We start from the raw sequence: 16,081 nt of genomic DNA, 5'->3' as shown, positions 1-16,081 counted from the left end.
TCTACTGGAGTCCTTCTGCGAGCGGCCCGAGCGCCAGGGCGGGGAGGAACGTGAGGGCGACGAGGATCACCGTGACGCCCACGACCAGGCCGACGAACTGGGGGCGGTGCGTGGGCAGCGTGCCCGCCGACGCCGGCACCGGCACCTGCCTGGCCAGCGAGCCCGCCAGGGCGAGCACGAGGATGATCGGCAGGAACCGCCCGATCACCATGGCGAGACCGGTCGCGACGTCATACCAGGGCGTGTTGACGGTGAGGCCGGCGAACGCCGAGCCGTTGTTGTTGGCGGCCGAGGTGAAGGCGTAGAGGATCTCCGACAGGCCGTGCGGCCCGGTGTTCAGCATGCCGGCCCGATGTTCCGCTGAGCCCATCGCGGAGGCGGTGCCGACGAGCACCAGGATCGGCGTGGTGAGGAAGTAGAACGCCGCGAACTTGATCTCGCGCGCCCCGATCTTCTTGCCGAGGTATTCGGGGGTGCGGCCCACCATGAGCCCGGCCACGAAGACCGTGATCACGGCCAGGACGAGCATGCCGTACAGGCCCGCGCCCACACCGCCGGGGGCGACCTCGCCCAGCATCATGTTGAACATCGTCATCATGCCGCCGAGCGCGGTGTAGGAGTCGTGGAAGGAGTTCACGGCTCCGGTGGAGGTCAGGGTGGTCGCCGCGCCGAAGGTGGCCGAGTTCATGATGCCGAACCTGGCCTCCTTGCCCTCCATGGCCGCACCGACCGCCTGCGGCACCGTGCCGCCGTGGGCCACCTCGAAGACGTTGGTGAGGGTCACGCTGATGATCGCGAGCGTGGCCATGACGGCGACGATCGCGTATCCCTGGCGCACGTCGCCGACGATCTTGCCGAAGGTGCGAGGCATGGCGAACGGGATGAGCAGGATCAGGAAGATCTCCACCCAGTTCGTCCAGCTCGTGGGGTTCTCGAAGGGGTGGGCGGAGTTGGCGTTGTAGAAGCCGCCGCCGTTGGTGCCGAGCTCCTTGATCACTTCCTGGCTGGCCACGGGCCCGCCGGTGATCGTCTGCTGGGCGCCGGTGAGGGTGTTGACCGTGTGCGGATCGGCGAAGTTCTGGATCGCGCCGCCGGCCACGAGCACGATCGCGCCGACGAAGGCGATCGGCAGCAGGATGCGCAGCGTGCCGCGCACCAGGTCCACCCAGAAGTTCCCGAGCTGGTCGGTGCCGCGGCGGGCGAACCCGCGCACAAGCGCGATCGCCACCGCCATGCCGACCGCGGCCGACACGAAATTCTGTACGGCAAGGCCGCCCATCTGCACCAGGTAGCCCATCGTGGACTCACCGGAGTAGGCCTGCCAGTTGGTGTTGGTCACAAAGCTGATCGCCGTGTTCCAGGCGATGTGATCGGTCACCGGCTCCATGCCGACGCTCAGGAAGAGCTTGTCCTGCAGGCGCTGCATGCCATAGAGCAGCAGGATCGAGACCGCCGAGAAGGCGAGCACGCCGCGGGCGTAGACGCTCCACTTCTGCTCGGTGCCGGGTTGCACGCCGAGCAGGCGGTAGATCACGCGCTCCACCGCGAGATGCCGCCCGCCGGTGTAGACCCGGAACATGTAATCGCCGAGAGGTTTGTGCACGAGCACAAGCGCGAGAATGAGGGACCCGATGAAGAGGATTCCCGCGAGGGTGGGGTTCATCAGAAGCGCTCCGGGAATAGCAACGCCACGATCATGAAGATCACCAGGCCGACGGCCACTATCAGGCCGGCGAGATTGACAGCACTCACAGGCGCTCTACCGCCTTCACGATCATCCCGAAGATCACGAAGATCGCGATCGTCAGGACGACGAAGATGACGTCTGCCATCTCCACTCCTCTGATACATCCCTGTCGCCCACCGGATAGGCGACTCTGAGAGCAGCAAAGCGGAGAAATTTCGCTATATCTGGCTTCTTGACGGCTTCCATACGCCCACTCCCCCGGCGTTGACGCATTCCCTACATCTCCCCCATTTCCCCAGAACACGCCCCCCGCCTGACCGACCGGTCAAGCCGTGAATCCCCCTTGGGATCACCCGCAAGATCTTTCGACGCGGCCTGGACACGCTTTGCCGGAAAATCCGCTCGTCGTGGGGGCAGGGAGGGGAATCTCGTCGCGGGAGCAGGGAGGGGAATCAGCGCACCGACCAGCGCGGCCCGTCGGCGGTGTCGTGAACCACCACCCCGATCGCGGACAAGGCCGCGCGTACGGCGTCAGCCGTACGGTAATCGCCGTGAGCCCGCAGCCTCGCGCGCAGCGCGATCATGGGGTCGGCGACCGGGGTGAGGCGCTCGCGGCGGTCGCGGGGGTCGCAGGTGCGGCCCATCCGGGCGATCAGGTGGCGCAGGACGTCGCGGGCCTGGTCGACGCCTCCGTCGTCCTCCTCGGTGTCCGCCGCCCAGGTCGCGATCTCGTTCTCCAGGTCGAGCACCGCCCCCGTCATCCCCTCGGGGTCGCGGCCGCGCAGGGCCGTGTCGAACCGGCCCTCGCAGCTCTTGAGCACCTCGGCCAGGGTGGCCCGCGGCTCACGCTCGCCGCGGTGGACCGGCCGCAGGGTCACGTCCGGCGCGCCCGAGCCGTCCGCCAGCGCCCGCAGGCCGGCCAAGGTGAGCAGGGTGCCGTGGGGCAGGACCGTCTGGCCCTCCCGGCGGCGTATGGTGAGCCCGCCGCGGCCCATCACCTCGGCCGTGCCCTCGGCGAAGTCCAGCACCACCGCCGTGTGCTCGTCCACCCCCAGGATCGCCGCGGCGTCAGGCAACTCGGCCTCCATCGCGGCCAGGCGGCGTTCGCCGAGATAACAGAAACGTGTGTCGTGGGTGCCGCCCTCGGTGTTGTCGTAGTGCGGGATCACCACGGCCCGCAGGCCGATCTCGCCGAGCAGGTCGAGCCCCGGCGCCCAGTAAGGCGCGGACCCCACCTTGTAGATCTCGTAGACCGGCACCGTGGCGAGCCCCGCCGTGCACGCCGCCGCCGAGGCGAGCACCGTCACCCCTCGGCCCGCGGCGATGCGCTCGCGCAGCTCGCCTGCCACGCTCGCGGCCTTCCAGCGCTCCATCGCGTAGGTCGGGCTGCCAGGACCCGAGAACACCCAGTCGGCCTCACGCAGCCGCCAGGCGGCGTCCTCCGCCATGACGTCGACCACGAGGCCGACGCTGCGGGCGAAGTAGTGCCGTGCCCGCGCGGAGATGTCCTTGGCGTTCTCCTGGAACGCGTAAGGGGTGTCGAGCAGCAGCGCGCCCGGCCGCCTGGGCAGCCTGCCGACCACCGTGCGATGCACCCCGACCATGGTGGGAGACGTCTCCCCCGACCCCATGAGCACCAGCAGCCCCGGGCCACCCGCCACCGCCACTCACCTCTCCCCTGTGCCCTCCCCCAAGCCACCACGGAAACCACGCCGAGGCAAGGCTCTCCCCGGTTACCAACGCTTCACATCTCCGCCCGGCCGGCCCGCTTTCTCTGGCTTTCCCAGGGGTTTCCGGCGGCGATCGCGGCGTATGTGCCAGAGTTCTTGGCGTTCCCGGCCTGTTCGGCGGAACGGCGCCGTGCCGCCGGCGACGGCCGAGGTGTATGCCGCGGGCCGGCCGAGGTGTACGCCGCGGGCCGGCCGCTCCTGCCAGATGAACGCTCCTGCATACTGTTCGCAGCGGAAACACCATCGTGCTCACCGACCACGGGGATCTCAGTGCCGACCACCCACCGACAAGCATCCAGTCTTGGGTCCCCTCCGGCCCCCGTCGCCGTGGAGGTGATGGCGCTGCGCGCCGACGCGATGGGGATCTGGTCCTATCGCCGGCTGCACACGGTGCCCGGTGCCGGCGAGAGCCCGTCGGCGGCGGCCAGGCGGCTGACCGGCGGCGCCGGGCCCGACGCGGTGGTGCACTCCACCAGCTGGCGCTATCTCCCCGAGGGGCAAGTCGTGCTGACCTTCGCCGTGTGCCCCGATCCGCGGCCGGAGCTCCCCGCGACGCGCCTCACGACGCCGGCGCTCGCCCGCGGCGCGCAGCCGTGCGACCCTGCCCCCGCCGACCTGCGCTGGGACCACGTGGCCACTCACGCGATCAGGCACCTGGCCTTCCTCCAGGCCACCGACGACGTCGTGCGCGCCGCCCTGGCCCGCGAACCCCTGGTGGCGGCGGCCCTGGCCCGCGCCTCCCACGCGCCCGCGGGGGAGATCGTCCCGTAGGGGCGGAGGGCGTGCGCGGGCCGTCAGGGCTTGAAGAGGGCGGTCTTCGCCTCCAGCGGATCCCAGGCGGTGCCGTAGCGCAGCAGGGAGCGGGCGAGGGACACGTGGGCGGCGGCCCACAGGTCGTCGAACAGGAACCACTGCTCATAGCCGAAGATGCCGCTGACGTGGATCGACATCTGCACCATGTGCGAGGTGGTGTGGACCACCGTCTTGGCCGGGTCACGGCCCTCGGTGTAGGGGTCGAGGGGCGCGGGAGAGGCCTCCCCGGAATCCAGGCGGGCCATGGCCCTCTCGTGCACGGCGGCGTGCTCGCCCGCCAGGCCGCCGGTCTCCGGCCCGGTCTCCGACCACGGCCACCGGTTGCAGCGGTGCAGCGCCGGCCCGAGTTCACGCTCGTCCGGGGCCAGCAGGGCACGCAGCAGACCGAGGACGCCGTCCCACTCGTCGCTGGGCTCGCGGAGGCGGTCGGCGAGGTCGGGGACACGCGCCCCCGTGATCGCCACGGGCCGGAGGTACCGAAGGCACTGCCCATCCGGCTGCTGCACCACGACGTAGGTCACACCCTCGGCCGCGGAAGGTGGAAGCGCCAGCTCGTGAACGGGGTCCAGAGGGGTGAAAGGGCGGGCCTGAAGAGGTTGCCGGAACTGATGGAGCAGTTGCGACACATGGGCGGGGAGGGACACTTCCTCGTTTTCCCGGATTTCCTCGATGACAGGGATATCGGGCAGCCGCTCCCTTTCCCATAGCTGGAAATCTACCCAGTCTGGGTGCACTTCCACAAAGGAGTCGTCAAAGAAGAAATAAGCGACCTGGACCTCGTCGTCGTCGGTGAAGACCCGGACGGCGGCCGGGTCCACCCGGACCTCCCTCTCGAAATAAAGATGCTCCTCCAGCACCTCACCCAGCTCGTCCCAGCCGGCGGGCGCGGAAAGCCGGTGTGCGCGCGCCGCTTCGAAGAGGGAGGAAAGACCGTAGACATCTCCGTTGAGCTCGGACTCGATCCAGTCGTCGATATCGGCGAGCACATCCCCCGCCATCTCGAAACCGCGGCGGAACCAATCGAGCACAGAGGCGTCGGGCAACCGCCGGACCCGCTTGCCCAGCGGCCCCTCATAGGGACTCCGATATACAAACCAGGCCATGCACGAAAGATCGCATATGCCTACGACAGTTTCGGCCCCGGCGGGTCACCGTACGGACCCGCCGCGTGACCGGGTTGGAGGGACGGTTGGGTCGTCGGGCTATCGGGTCTCGGGTTGAGTGGTCGTCGGGTTATGGGGAGGACTCGTCGCGGGCCACGCTCTGGAACTCCGCCAGGAGCGGCCCCATGGCCTTGGTGTGCACGCCGTATCTCCCGCCGATGCCGCTGAGACTCACGACATCGGGGACCACGAGGGTGGCGGTGCGGAGGATCTGGCCGATGACCAGGTCGAATTCGTTGCGCAGGTCGCAGGGGTCGACGCCGGTGCGGTTGTCCGCGGCCAGGCGCTCGACGTCGTGGGTGGTGAAGAGCTCGTCGACCAGTGGCCAGACGGTTTCCAGGGCGCTTTGGGCGCGTTCCCGGGAGTATGGGCTGCCGTCGCCGAGCCGTACGACCCAGCCCGCGGAGTAGGCCCGATGGTAGGCGACCTCCTTGAGCCCGCGGGTGGCGAGGGTGGCGAGGACGGGGTCGAGGGAGACCGCCAGGCGGTGGAGCATGGCGAGCCGCCAGACGGAGAAGACGAGCAGACGGGCCATGAGCTCGCTGAAGTCGGCGCTCGCCACCTCGACGAGCCGCACATTGCGGAACTCATGCTCCTCTCGGAAATAGGCCAAATCATCTTCGTCGCGGCCGGAGCCGTCGACCTGGCCGGCGCGGGAGAGCAACATGCGCGCCTGGCCGAGAAGGTCAAGTGCGATATGCGCGATCGCTACCTCGTCCTCAAGCTCGGGCGCTCTGGTGCACCACTGTTGCAGCCGATTGGACATGATCAGCGCGTCGTCGCCGAGCATGAGGCAGTAGACCGCCAGGTCCATGCCGTCCACACCGGCTGGAATGGTGGTGTCGATGCCGCGAAATGGGTCGTTGAACCGGGTTTCGAACGCCCACTCGCCGTCGCCCGCGTGGGCGCCCGCGTCGTAGGCGTTGTCAGATGGCATGGCCTATCGCTCCTCCCGCAAGGTTAGTCTCGCCAGGAATCCGAGCCCCACTACCAGTATCCCTCGGGAATCGTCCTTGTGGGTCCCAGTGTGATGAAGCCATCTTTTGACCCCATACGGCATAGCTTGCTGGGTTTCCCCGCGGATGCAAGCCCTGAGGGGCCGTATATGCTGCCGGATGCGGCTGGTTCGCCTGGTGCCACGTGCATCCGGCGTCGTAAGAGGGAACCCGGTGCGGCAAAAGACGCATATGCGCGTCCGCCAATTCCGGGACTGCCCCGCAGCGGTGAGCGGGAACGACCGCCGTCACACGCACTGGACTCACGTCCGGGAAGCGACGGCCACTAGGAAAACCCTCCCCATCTCGAGGGGGAGGGTAAGCCCGCGAGTCCGAAGACCTGCCAGTTGCCCGCGCGCCTCCCGGCGCGCGGTGGGTCCGTGGTCTCGCGGGAGGACCGGCGACCGGGCGCAGCCGTGCCGTGGGAGAGGCGTCTCCTTTGGTCAGCGGCGGCGCACGCGTGCGCGGTCCCCGTGTGCCCATGGCCTCCCATGGCATGACACGAGGGAAGGACCGCCATGCACAAGGTCACCACCACGATCCTGGGCTACCCCCGCATCGGCCCGCGCCGCGAGCTGAAATGGGCGACGGAGCGCTACTGGGCGGGCGAGATCGACGCCGCCGAACTCGCGCGCACCACCGCGTCCCTGCGCACCGAGGTGTGGCGGGAGCTGTCCGAGGCCGGCCTCGACGGCATCCCGTCCAACACGTTCTCGCTCTACGACCAGGTGCTCGACACCACGGTCATGGTCGGCGCGATCCCGGAGCGCTTCGCCGGCCTCACCGGCGTCGACCGCTACTTCGCGATGGCGCGCGGGGCCGAGGGGGTGCCGCCGCTGGAGATGACCAAGTGGTTCGACACCAACTACCACTACCTGGTGCCCGAGCTCGGGCCGCACACGAGGTTCCGCCTCGACTTCGGCAAACCCGTCGCGGAATACGGCGAGGCCCGCGCCCTCGGCCTGGAGACCCGCCCGGTGCTGGTGGGGCCCCTGTCCTACCTGCTGCTGGCCAAGTCCACCGAGCCCGGGTTCTCCCCGCTCGACCTGCTGCCCGCCCTGCTCGACGTCTACGCCGAGCTGCTCGAACGGCTGGCCGGAGCGGGGGTCACCGAGGTCCAGCTCGACGAGCCCGCCCTGGCCGGCGACCGCACCGGGGCCGACCTCGCGGCACTGCGCCGCGCCTACGACACCCTCGGCGGGCTGACGAACCGGCCACGCCTGCTGGTGGCGACCTACTTCGGAGAGATCGGCGAGGCGCTGCCCGTGCTCGCGGCGGCCAAGGTCGAGAGCATCGCCCTCGACTTCGTGGCCGGCCCCGGCAACGTGCACGCCCTTGCCTCGCTGGGCGGCCTTAAGGACAAGACGCTGGTGGCCGGGGTGGTGGACGGGCGCAACGTCTGGCGCGCCGACCTGTCCCGCGCCCTGTCCACGTGCGCGTCGCTGTCCGGGCTGACCGACCGGCTCGTCGTCGGCACGTCGTGCTCGCTGCTGCACGTGCCGCTGGACCTGTCGGCCGAGACCGGCCTCGACGGCGGGCTGCGCGGGCGGCTGGCGTTCGCCCGGGAGAAGGTCGCCGAGGTGGTGCTGCTCGGCCGGGCGCTCCGCGAAGGGCACGAGGTGATCGGCACCGAGGGCGGTGCCGTACTCGCCGCGCCGCCGGCCAACGAGCGGGTGCGTGCCCGGCTCGCGGAGCTCGGGACGGGCGAGACGCGGAGCCCGCACGCGGTGCGGCTCGCCGTGCAGAAGGAGGCGCTCGGCCTGCCGCCTCTGGCGAGCACCACGATCGGATCGTTCCCGCAGACGCCGGAGGTGCGGCGGGCCCGCGCCGACCTGCGCAAGGGGGTGATCGGCCACGACACCTACGTGAAGTCGAACCGGGAGGAGATCGACCGGGTGATCGCGCTCCAGGAGCGGCTCGGCCTGGACGTGCTCGTGCACGGGGAGCCCGAGCGCAACGACATGGTGCAATATTTCGCGGAGCTGCTCGACGGGTTCGCGGTGACCGAATTCGGCTGGGTGCAGTCGTACGGCTCGCGCTGCGTGCGGCCGCCCATCCTGTTCGGCGACGTGTCCCGGCCCGAGCCGATGACGCTGCCGTGGGCCACCTATGCGCAGTCGCGCACCGGCAAGCCCGTCAAGGGCATGCTGACCGGTCCTGTGACCATGCTGGCGTGGTCGTTCGTCCGGGACGACCAGCCGCTCGCCGACACCGCGCGGCAGGTGGCGCTGGCCCTGCGGGACGAGGTCACCGACCTGGAGGCCGCGGGCATCCGGGTGATCCAGGTGGACGAGCCGGCGTTGCGCGAGCTGCTGCCGCTGCGCCGGGGCGACCGGGAGGCCTACCTGTCGTGGGCGGTGGCGGCCTTCCGCCTCGCCACGGGTGGCGCGGCCGACACCACGCAGATCCACACCCACATGTGCTATTCGGAGTTCGGCGAGATCATCGGGGCGATCGGCGACCTGGACGCCGACGTCACGAGCGTCGAGGCGGCCCGATCTCACCTGGAGTTGCTCGACGACCTGCGCGCGGCGGGATACGGGCGCGGCATCGGGCCGGGGGTGTACGACATCCACTCGCCGCGGGTGCCGTCGGTCGAGGAGATGGAGCGCGCTCTCCGCAAGGCGAGTGAATCGGTGGCCCCGGCGCTGCTGTGGGTCAACCCGGACTGCGGGCTGAAGACCCGCGGCTATGCCGAGGTGGAGAAGAGCCTGGCCAACATGGTGGAGGCGGCCCGCAGGGTGCGCACCTCCCTGGTTTAACGGCTCTGAGCGTGTACTGAACACGTAGGAGGCCCGCATCCGTCCGTTTCGGGGGTGCGGGCCTCCTCATGTCTTCGCGACACGCCGCGCACATAAGCTTACTTTCAGTGACCGGCGGTGATGCTATAGGTGATCTCTACCCGGCCTACTCCGAGGAAGGGCACCGTGAACGCAGGCCCCCGCACACCGTGGACCACCCGGCGCGCCGTCACGACCGGTCTGGCCGTCGTCGCACTAGCCGCCGGGATCTTCGCGCTCAGCCACCTGACACAGGCGGACGCGGCCTCCGCAGGTCCCTGGGTGTGCCGGTTGAACCTCGGCTGACGCCACATCGCGCGCTAGATATCGGATATCAACCGCCCTCTAGCCAGCGACAAGCTTAAGCGCGACAAACACCGGAAATTTCACGACGAGGCCCGTTATACGTGAGCATTCATCATATTGCTTGACGGAACAGGCCGCACATCTCTACCCCCCTTCAATAGAGCCCACCAAGTGGACACTGCACCTCATTAATGGACACTTACCACCTAATCCCCCACCGCTTGTCCACCCACCCCAAAATCAGTAAATAACCTTTCCCGTTTATTCCGTATATGTTATAGACGGGTTTTCCGAAACATCGCCAACGTGCGTGCACAGCTGATAAATGTTGCTTTCACGCTGTTGGAGGTCATTAACGGGAGTTGATCATGCGGTTCCGCGTCGATATCGCGGCGGGTCACACCAGGATGGCGTGGCCGGATGTCCACGGTCCCGCAAGGACGGTGGTCTACAACCTCATCAGGGGCCAGGACGCCGACCTTGCGGCCCAACTCCACGATCACGGATGGGGCGGCACACCACCCCGGCCACTCGGGGTCTCCCCACCGCTGTTCACCGGAACACGCAGGACCAAAGGCGCCTACATGACATCCGACACCGGCGCCCTCTGGCTGGGCTCCCCCATCCCCCAGATCGCCGCATGCCTGCTCGCCGGACTCGCCGGACGTCGCGAACTGCACTGGGGACAGGTGGCACTGCGGGTCAAGGGCGTGCAACTGGAGGCCACGCCCGACCACTCCGGCGGCAGCGCGGAATTCACCTCGGTCTCCCCCGTTCTGGTCAAACAGCACGACCTCTACCTGTTACCGGGAGACCGGATGTACGGCGAGCGCCTCGTGCACAACCTGCGCCACAAGGCCGAGATCCTCGGCCTGCCGCGCGAGGTCGAGGTGGAGATCGTCGACTCGGGCCCCCGGCGGAGGTTCGAGGTGCAAGGGGCACTTCGCATCGGGGCCACCGTACGGCTCCGCGTGGCGGCGGCTCCGTCCCTGCTGGATGCCTGTTATCAGGGGGGCATCGGGCTGGCGACAAACCAGGGGTTCGGCTGGCTGCGCTGACGCGGTGACGGGGCCTCCAGGCCGCGCTTCGCTCTCGGGGGAGCGGACTCTCGACCCGGGCGGGGCCGGAGGACCCTCACACTACGACCGCCTATAGTGAGCCCCCCTACGCTGAGGCGGTCGAAGGCCGCGCCCACCGGGCTCGTCAGCCCGGTGGGCGCGGCCTGCACGGTCCCGGAAAGCAGATCGCACCTACGATCGTGCATAGTGGTATGGTCGGGCGACCGCCCGCGAGAGACCACGTCGAGCTGTGAGGGCCGCCCATGGTTGCCACCCGTCCCGGAAGGGCCGCGACCGCGGCACTGGCCGTGTCCGCGCTGGTTCTCGCCGCGGGGTGCGCGGGCACCCAGACCACCTCGGCCGACGCTCCCACCCCCGTGGGTTCGGAGGACCCGGGCATCGGTCACGTGCACGCACTCTCCGTCGACCCGGGTGACGGCGCCCTTTACATCGCCGGGCACTACGGCCTGTTCAAGGTGACCTCGAAGACCGACGCCGTGCGGGTCGCCGGGCGCATCCAGGACAACATGGGCTTCACGATCCTCGGCCCCAAGACCTTCCTCGCCAGCGGACACCCCTCCATGCCCGACATGCAGGCCGGGAAGGCCCCCCACCTCGGGCTGATCCGCAGCACCGACGCGGGCGTCACCTGGACCACCGTCTCCGACGAGGGCACCGCCGACTTCCACTCACTGCAACCCGCGGGCACGGAGCTCTACGCCTACGACAGTCAGACGAGCAGGGTACGGCGAAGCGGCGACGAGGGCCGCACCTGGAAACTCGGCGCCCAGGCCCAGATCGCCGACCTGGCCGCGCACGCCGGCGAGCCGCTCCGTGTCTACGCCACCACAGCCGAGGGCCTGGCGCGGAGCACCGACGGCGGGGAGAGCTTCACCCCGCTCGACGGGGCACCCCCGATCGTGCTCGCCGACGCCCCCGCCAAGGACACGCTCATCGGCGCCGCCGAGGACGGGCGGCTCCACACCAGCCAGGACGCCGGCCGCACCTGGACCGAACTCGGCCGCCTCCCCGCGCCTCCGTCCGCCCTCAACGCCACGGACCCCAAACGCCTTCTCGCCGCCCTCCAGGACGGCACCGCCGTCGAGTCCACCGACGGCGGCCGCACCTTCACGGTGGTCTTCCAACCGGCGAACGCCTCACACTGACCCCCCGGGTAGCCGGGGCGTTCATCACGCCTGCCGTCTCCAACGAGCGGTCACGCCGGAGAGGAGACGGCCTCACCGGGGCACACCGGCTCACGGGGGCGTCGACAGCGCTCCCGGTTGTGTGGATACCGCTCCCACCGACGCTCATATCGCGAGTGGTCCCTGCCCGCCCGGATGTTTGTGCTTGCCGTCCCGTCTGTGGCGGCCGGGGGTGCGCCCGCCGCGCACCTGTCTCAGCACGATGACCGCGCCGACAAGCACGGCGAGCACCCCGGCTGCCACCGCCGTGGTCTGCGGGGTCAGCGGGATGCCCAGGCCGGAAGCGTGCGCGGTGGCGGCCTGGGCGGCCTGCGCGGCCTGCGCGGCGTCACTGTCGGCCCGCAGAGTGATCAGGGTGGTGCGGACGTCGTCGATGTGCTCCTTGACCTTGCGGGGCACGCCGTATCCCACCACGTGTTCCTCGTCCCGCACCTTGCGTTTGAGCCACACTCCGTCGACGTTCGCCTCGATAGTGTGGATCTTTCCGTTCTTGACCTTTTCCACGACGCCGACGTGGTCGATGTCGCCGATCTTGGAGCCGCCGGACCAGTCATAGAAGACCAAAGCACCAGGTTCAGGGTGGTGCGTCCAGGCGTTCTGCTTCTTGAACCACATCGCGTGCGACGGGGTCCAGGCGAACTGGCCCACAACGTCGGCCACCCCCGCCTTGTCCGCGGCCCAGGCGAGGAACATGTCACACCAGGGCGCGTTCCGATACTTCGGGTGGATGTCTATGTTGGCCGCGTACCACTCACCGAACTTCGTGAACTGTCCTGCCTTCTCCCGATACCCAAGCTCCGGCCGTATGGCTTCGAGCAGGCTCTCCGCAATCGGATCCATAGGCTGCGCGGTCTCCTCACCAGGCCTCGACCAGCATGTGCGCACGGCGCCGCCGCACCATCGCGGCGTTTCCCCGGCACGCGCCTTCCGCCGGCCCGGCGAGGTCCGCTTTGGCGGACCGGCATGCGGGCATGCGGCAGCAAGGCTTAACCCCAACGAGAAACCGGAAACCGTCCTCTCGGTTCACCCCTGACCGCGAGAACCCGGTGAACGGCGGCGTGCGTCCGGAAGACCGCGGCACACCCACATGCCGCCTGAGCACAGCCGTCTCACGAGGCACGTGAGGCGGATGTGACCCACGCGACACCTGCGCCAAGGTCTCACGGAGATCGCCGACCGATAACAATTGACTGTAATCACGGAAGCGCGACCGCGGGCGGGAACCACCAAAAATGACTAAACGACGCCGGAGTACCGCAAGGTCGGGCAAGCTTCATCGGAACGCACCGTGGTGACGGGCCGACTCCGGATGAGGTTAGCCTTACCTACAGAGAGTGCGGCCCGCGTGTCGGAAATGGCCATGGGCGGCCCCCGCCGTACGATTGGCTGGATATGACCGCTGATGGAATCGTGCTGGTCCACGGAGCCATGCACAACAGCTCATGCTGGAACCCTGTGATCCCCCACCTGAGGCTCCCCGCGGTCGCGGTCGATCTGCCCGGGCGGGCCGGAGCGCGGCTCAACCGGCTCGTCTCCCTGGAGGGCTGGGCGGCGACGGTGGCAGACACCGTCAAACGGCACGACCTCAAGCGCGCGATGGTCGTGGCCCACTGCCTCGGCGGGCTCAGCGTGCTCGACCTCGCCAAACGTGTGCCGGGGCGGGTGCGCGACCTCGTGCTGGTCGCCGGGGTGGTGCCCCGCAACGGGCAGTCCTACCTCGACACCCTCCCGTCGCCTCTCGCCCGGCTGCGGGAGGTGATGCTGCGCAGGCGGGACGAGGTCATGCTCCCCCGCCTGCTCGCCAAGATGCTGCTTTTCCACGACATCGACAGGTCGGCCCGGCGCAGCCTGCTCGCCGGGCTCGTCCCCGAGCGGTCCTCGGTGTTGTCCACGCCGGTGCGGACGAGGTTCACAGAAGGCGTGCGGCTGTCCTATGTGCACACCACCAGAGACCGCATCGTGCCCATGCGCGCCCAGCGGCGTTATGTCGCCCGGCTAGGCGACACCGTGACGCGCGCCTTTCTCAACTGCGGACACAGCGTCTTCGCCGCCTGCCCGCGCGAACTCGCCGACGTGCTCAACCGGCTGGCCTTCGCCTAGAGCGGCGTAAGACCCTCGCATGTCCTTCTGCACCCAGTAGGCCGCCGAGGCGCCTGCGTGCACGGCGGTCACCACCGTCTGCCAGTCGGTCGTGAGGTCGCCCGCCGCGAAGACACCGGGCACGCTGGTGCGCTGCTCCTGGTCGACCTTCACGAACCCGTGCTCGTCGAGCACCGGGCCGAGGCGCTCCACCACGGGGACCTGCCGCTGCCGGGGGCGCCAGAACAACGTGCCGCGCGGCACCACCCTGCCGTCCGCCAGCTCGACGGCGCGCAGGTCGCCGCCGGCATGGTGCAGCCGCGCGATGGGGCCGGGCACCACCTCGACGCCGAGGTCGCGGGCGCCGGTGAGCGTCCCGTCGCCGAAGACGACGACGTCACGGCTCCACGGGGCGAACCTCGCCGCCGCCGCTCTCGCCTGCTCCGCGGTCGACACCACCACACCCCAGGAGCGGCCGGCGTTCTCCCACCCCACACAGAGGGGGCAGTGGATCACGGTCTTCCCCCAGCATTCCCGGAATCCGTCCACCTCGGGGAAGACGTCCACCATCCCGGTCGCGAGCAGCACACGCCCGGCCCCGATCCGGTCACCGTCCTCACACGCGATGACAAACCCGCCGTCCCGCTCCACGATCTCCGCCGCGGTGACCGCCCGGCGCACAGCCATGCCGTACTTATCGAGATCGGCCCAGGCTCGGGCGCGGTATTCCCCCGGGGACACTCCGTCCATCCCCACCAGTCCGTGCATGCCATGAGACATGGCGTTGCGCGGCGGCGCCGGCGACTCGACCACCACCACGCGGAACCGCGACCTGCTCAACGTCATCGCCGCCGTCAGCCCCGCGGGCCCGCCACCGACGATCGCGATATCGAACACCTTCAGGCTCCTCGTCGTCACTCCCATTCAACCCTCACCGCGTCCCGCACCGGCACATGCGGCCGTGCGGACTTCAGCGACGCGCGCACAACCTACCGGGGCACTCCACCGGCTCTCACGCCGCCGCCGCGGGCCCGCTCAAGCGAACTGTGCCGTACCGTCACGGGTACGGGGTACGGCGGCGCCTCGTATGATCGGGCCATAGCCCATCAGTGTGGAGACCGGTGACCGAGCAGACGACTCCCCACAGCCGCCCGCGTGGTTCCTTCGCGGCGGCTGCCAAGGCGTTGGCCGGGTTGGGGCGCCTTCGTGACGTGCCGGTCGTCTTCATGCTGGCGTGGGTGGGCTGGCTGGCCATCCCGTGGCCGACCGGTGGCCCCGCGCGGGCCCACACCACCGACGCGGCGGCCTTCGAACCGGGCGCGGAGGCGTCGGGTGCCGCTCCGGCGCGGGACATGGCGGTCGCCGCATCGGATTTCCGGCCGAGCCCGGATTTCCGGCCAAGCTCAGATTTCCGGCCGAGCTCAGATCTCAGGCCGAGCCCGGATTTCCGGCCGAGCCCGGATTTCCGGCCGAGCCCGGATTTCCGGCCGAGCCCGGATTTCAGGCCAAGCTCGGTGGAAGTCCTCCCGTCCGGGGACGTGTTCTCGAACCCGGGGTTCCTGGCGGGCGTTGAGGTCAGGCCCGCCGCCGAGGACACCCGGAGCGCCGAGGAGGTGATCGCCGCCGAGCGGGCGCGCATCGCCGGGGAGGTGCACGACGCGGCCGGGCACAGTCTCGCCGCCATCGCCATGCAGGCAGGGCTCGCCTTGCTCGCCTTCGACGAGGACCCGGAGCAGGCGCGTGCCTCGCTCGCCGCGATCCGGTCGACCAGCGCGCAGGCGCTCGGCCGGTTGCGCTCCGCGCTTGACACGATCGACCCCCGGGAGGCATACGGCGCCGCCGGGACCGACCTGTCCCCCTTGGTCGACGGGGTGCGGGCCGCCGGGCTGCCCGTGGACGTGCACCCTGCGACACCCGTCGTGCCGGGACATCTCCGCGATGTGGTCTACCGGCTGGTGCGCGAGTCACTGACCAATGTGCTCCGGCACGCGGGCCCGACGCGGGTGGCGATCCGGTTCGACGAACGGCCCGGCACGTTCTCGGTGAAGGTCGCGGACCGGGGTTCCGGCCCGCGAGGCAAGGCGGAGGCCGGCAGGGGGCTCACCGGCATGCGCGCCGGGGTCGCGGCGGCCGGCGGCACCTTCAGCGCGGGCTCCCGGGAGGGTGGCGGCTTCCAGGTCACCGCCGTCTTCCCCACGGAAGGCACACCACGTGCCCTCTCTGTGGAGCGGGCGTGATGTCAACCGGTCCAGGCCAGGTGCCCGG

15 protein-coding genes and 1 riboswitch are annotated in these 16,081 nt (G+C 69.6%); of the genes, 8 read left to right on the top strand and 7 right to left on the bottom strand.

Annotation, left to right across the window (positions count from 1 at the left end; genetic code table 11):
• Position 1 precedes the first annotated feature (1 nt).
• The 3 genes from kdpA to Ssi02_RS07025 form a co-directional block, all read right to left on the bottom strand.
• The gene (kdpA, locus tag Ssi02_RS07035) at positions 2–1,663 is read right to left on the bottom strand and encodes a potassium-transporting ATPase subunit KdpA (RefSeq protein WP_204022366.1); all 1,662 of its coding nucleotides are present in this window, start codon (positions 1,661–1,663) and stop codon (positions 2–4) included.
• A complete protein-coding gene (gene kdpF, locus Ssi02_RS07030) occupies positions 1,663–1,752 on the bottom strand; it encodes a K(+)-transporting ATPase subunit F (RefSeq protein ID WP_204022363.1) in 90 nt (29 codons plus the stop codon). The genes kdpA and kdpF overlap by 1 nt, the downstream gene beginning before the upstream one ends.
• 387 nt (positions 1,753–2,139) lie before the next feature.
• Positions 2,140–3,354 carry a type 1 glutamine amidotransferase family protein gene (locus tag Ssi02_RS07025; RefSeq protein ID WP_204022360.1) on the bottom strand — a complete coding sequence of 405 codons (1,215 nt, stop codon included), beginning with the start codon at positions 3,352–3,354 and terminating at the stop codon, positions 2,140–2,142.
• Between the two features lie 399 nt (positions 3,355–3,753).
• On the opposite strand from Ssi02_RS07025, the gene Ssi02_RS07020 reads away from it, so the two are divergent.
• Complete coding sequence (locus Ssi02_RS07020; RefSeq protein ID WP_204022357.1) at positions 3,754–4,188, top strand: hypothetical protein; 435 nt, start codon at positions 3,754–3,756, stop codon at positions 4,186–4,188.
• Between the two features lie 23 nt (positions 4,189–4,211).
• Here Ssi02_RS07020 and Ssi02_RS07015 read toward each other — a convergent pair whose 3' ends face one another.
• Entirely contained in the window at positions 4,212–5,333 is a 1,122-nt protein-coding gene (locus tag Ssi02_RS07015) for a hypothetical protein (RefSeq protein WP_204022354.1), read from the bottom strand.
• Between the two features lie 130 nt (positions 5,334–5,463).
• Entirely contained in the window at positions 5,464–6,330 is an 867-nt protein-coding gene (paaC, locus tag Ssi02_RS07010) for a 1,2-phenylacetyl-CoA epoxidase subunit PaaC (protein WP_204022351.1), read from the bottom strand.
• Between the two features lie 168 nt (positions 6,331–6,498).
• Positions 6,499–6,750, top strand: a riboswitch (cobalamin riboswitch).
• A 156-nt stretch (positions 6,751–6,906) separates the two neighbouring features.
• Between paaC and metE the strand changes: the two genes are divergently transcribed.
• The 4 genes from metE to Ssi02_RS06990 all read left to right on the top strand — a co-directional run bounded on the left by metE (position 6,907) and on the right by Ssi02_RS06990 (position 11,698).
• Complete coding sequence (metE, locus tag Ssi02_RS07005; RefSeq protein WP_204022349.1) at positions 6,907–9,150, top strand: 5-methyltetrahydropteroyltriglutamate--homocysteine S-methyltransferase; 2,244 nt, start codon at positions 6,907–6,909, stop codon at positions 9,148–9,150.
• Positions 9,151–9,315: 165 nt separating this feature from the next.
• Positions 9,316–9,474, top strand: a complete 159-nt coding sequence (locus tag Ssi02_RS07000; RefSeq protein WP_204022347.1) for a hypothetical protein — start codon at positions 9,316–9,318, stop codon at positions 9,472–9,474.
• A 368-nt stretch (positions 9,475–9,842) separates the two neighbouring features.
• On the top strand, positions 9,843–10,532 hold the full coding sequence (gene cas6, locus Ssi02_RS06995) for a CRISPR-associated endoribonuclease Cas6 (RefSeq protein ID WP_204022344.1): 690 nt from the start codon (positions 9,843–9,845) through the stop codon (positions 10,530–10,532).
• A gap of 263 nt (positions 10,533–10,795) precedes the next feature.
• The gene (locus Ssi02_RS06990; protein ID WP_204022342.1) at positions 10,796–11,698 is read left to right on the top strand and encodes a F510_1955 family glycosylhydrolase; all 903 of its coding nucleotides are present in this window, start codon (positions 10,796–10,798) and stop codon (positions 11,696–11,698) included.
• Positions 11,699–11,842: 144 nt separating this feature from the next.
• Here Ssi02_RS06990 and Ssi02_RS06985 read toward each other — a convergent pair whose 3' ends face one another.
• Positions 11,843–12,577 (bottom strand): CHAP domain-containing protein, encoded by a 735-nt coding sequence (locus Ssi02_RS06985; RefSeq protein WP_204022341.1) that lies wholly within the window; start codon positions 12,575–12,577, stop codon positions 11,843–11,845.
• A 552-nt stretch (positions 12,578–13,129) separates the two neighbouring features.
• Between Ssi02_RS06985 and Ssi02_RS06980 the strand changes: the two genes are divergently transcribed.
• Positions 13,130–13,837 (top strand): alpha/beta fold hydrolase, encoded by a 708-nt coding sequence (locus Ssi02_RS06980; protein ID WP_204022339.1) that lies wholly within the window; start codon positions 13,130–13,132, stop codon positions 13,835–13,837.
• Here Ssi02_RS06980 and Ssi02_RS06975 read toward each other — a convergent pair.
• Complete coding sequence (locus tag Ssi02_RS06975; RefSeq protein WP_204022337.1) at positions 13,733–14,713, bottom strand: NAD(P)/FAD-dependent oxidoreductase; 981 nt, start codon at positions 14,711–14,713, stop codon at positions 13,733–13,735. The two genes, Ssi02_RS06980 and Ssi02_RS06975, sit on opposite strands and share 105 nt — an antisense overlap.
• Before the next feature lie 258 nt (positions 14,714–14,971).
• Between Ssi02_RS06975 and Ssi02_RS39750 the strand changes: the two genes are divergently transcribed.
• Positions 14,972–15,433 carry a hypothetical protein gene (locus Ssi02_RS39750; RefSeq protein WP_373870091.1) on the top strand — a complete coding sequence of 154 codons (462 nt, stop codon included), beginning with the start codon at positions 14,972–14,974 and terminating at the stop codon, positions 15,431–15,433.
• Positions 15,331–16,053: a sensor histidine kinase gene (locus Ssi02_RS39745; protein WP_239128660.1), complete on the top strand. Its 723-nt coding sequence runs from the start codon at positions 15,331–15,333 to the stop codon at positions 16,051–16,053. The genes Ssi02_RS39750 and Ssi02_RS39745 overlap by 103 nt, the downstream gene beginning before the upstream one ends.
• Positions 16,054–16,081: the final 28 nt, after the last annotated feature.

It is taken from the genome of Sinosporangium siamense (genome assembly GCF_016863435.1).
Lineage (GTDB): Bacteria > Actinomycetota > Actinomycetes > Streptosporangiales > Streptosporangiaceae > Sinosporangium > Sinosporangium siamense.
The sequence above is the reverse complement of the archived record's forward strand: the minus strand, read 5'-3'. Positions and strand labels throughout refer to the sequence as shown.

Coding starts and splice junctions, on each gene's coding strand:
- paaC (WP_204022351.1), bottom strand. CDS start 6,330: ATGCCATCTGACAACGCCTACGACGCGGGCGCCCACGCGGGCGACGGC.
- metE (WP_204022349.1), top strand. CDS start 6,907: ATGCACAAGGTCACCACCACGATCCTGGGCTACCCCCGCATCGGCCCG.
- Ssi02_RS07015 (WP_204022354.1), bottom strand. CDS start 5,333: ATGGCCTGGTTTGTATATCGGAGTCCCTATGAGGGGCCGCTGGGCAAG.
- kdpA (WP_204022366.1), bottom strand. CDS start 1,663: ATGAACCCCACCCTCGCGGGAATCCTCTTCATCGGGTCCCTCATTCTC.
- Ssi02_RS06985 (WP_204022341.1), bottom strand. CDS start 12,577: ATGGATCCGATTGCGGAGAGCCTGCTCGAAGCCATACGGCCGGAGCTT.
- Ssi02_RS06980 (WP_204022339.1), top strand. CDS start 13,130: ATGACCGCTGATGGAATCGTGCTGGTCCACGGAGCCATGCACAACAGC.
- Ssi02_RS06990 (WP_204022342.1), top strand. CDS start 10,796: ATGGTTGCCACCCGTCCCGGAAGGGCCGCGACCGCGGCACTGGCCGTG.
- Ssi02_RS07020 (WP_204022357.1), top strand. CDS start 3,754: ATGGCGCTGCGCGCCGACGCGATGGGGATCTGGTCCTATCGCCGGCTG.
- cas6 (WP_204022344.1), top strand. CDS start 9,843: ATGCGGTTCCGCGTCGATATCGCGGCGGGTCACACCAGGATGGCGTGG.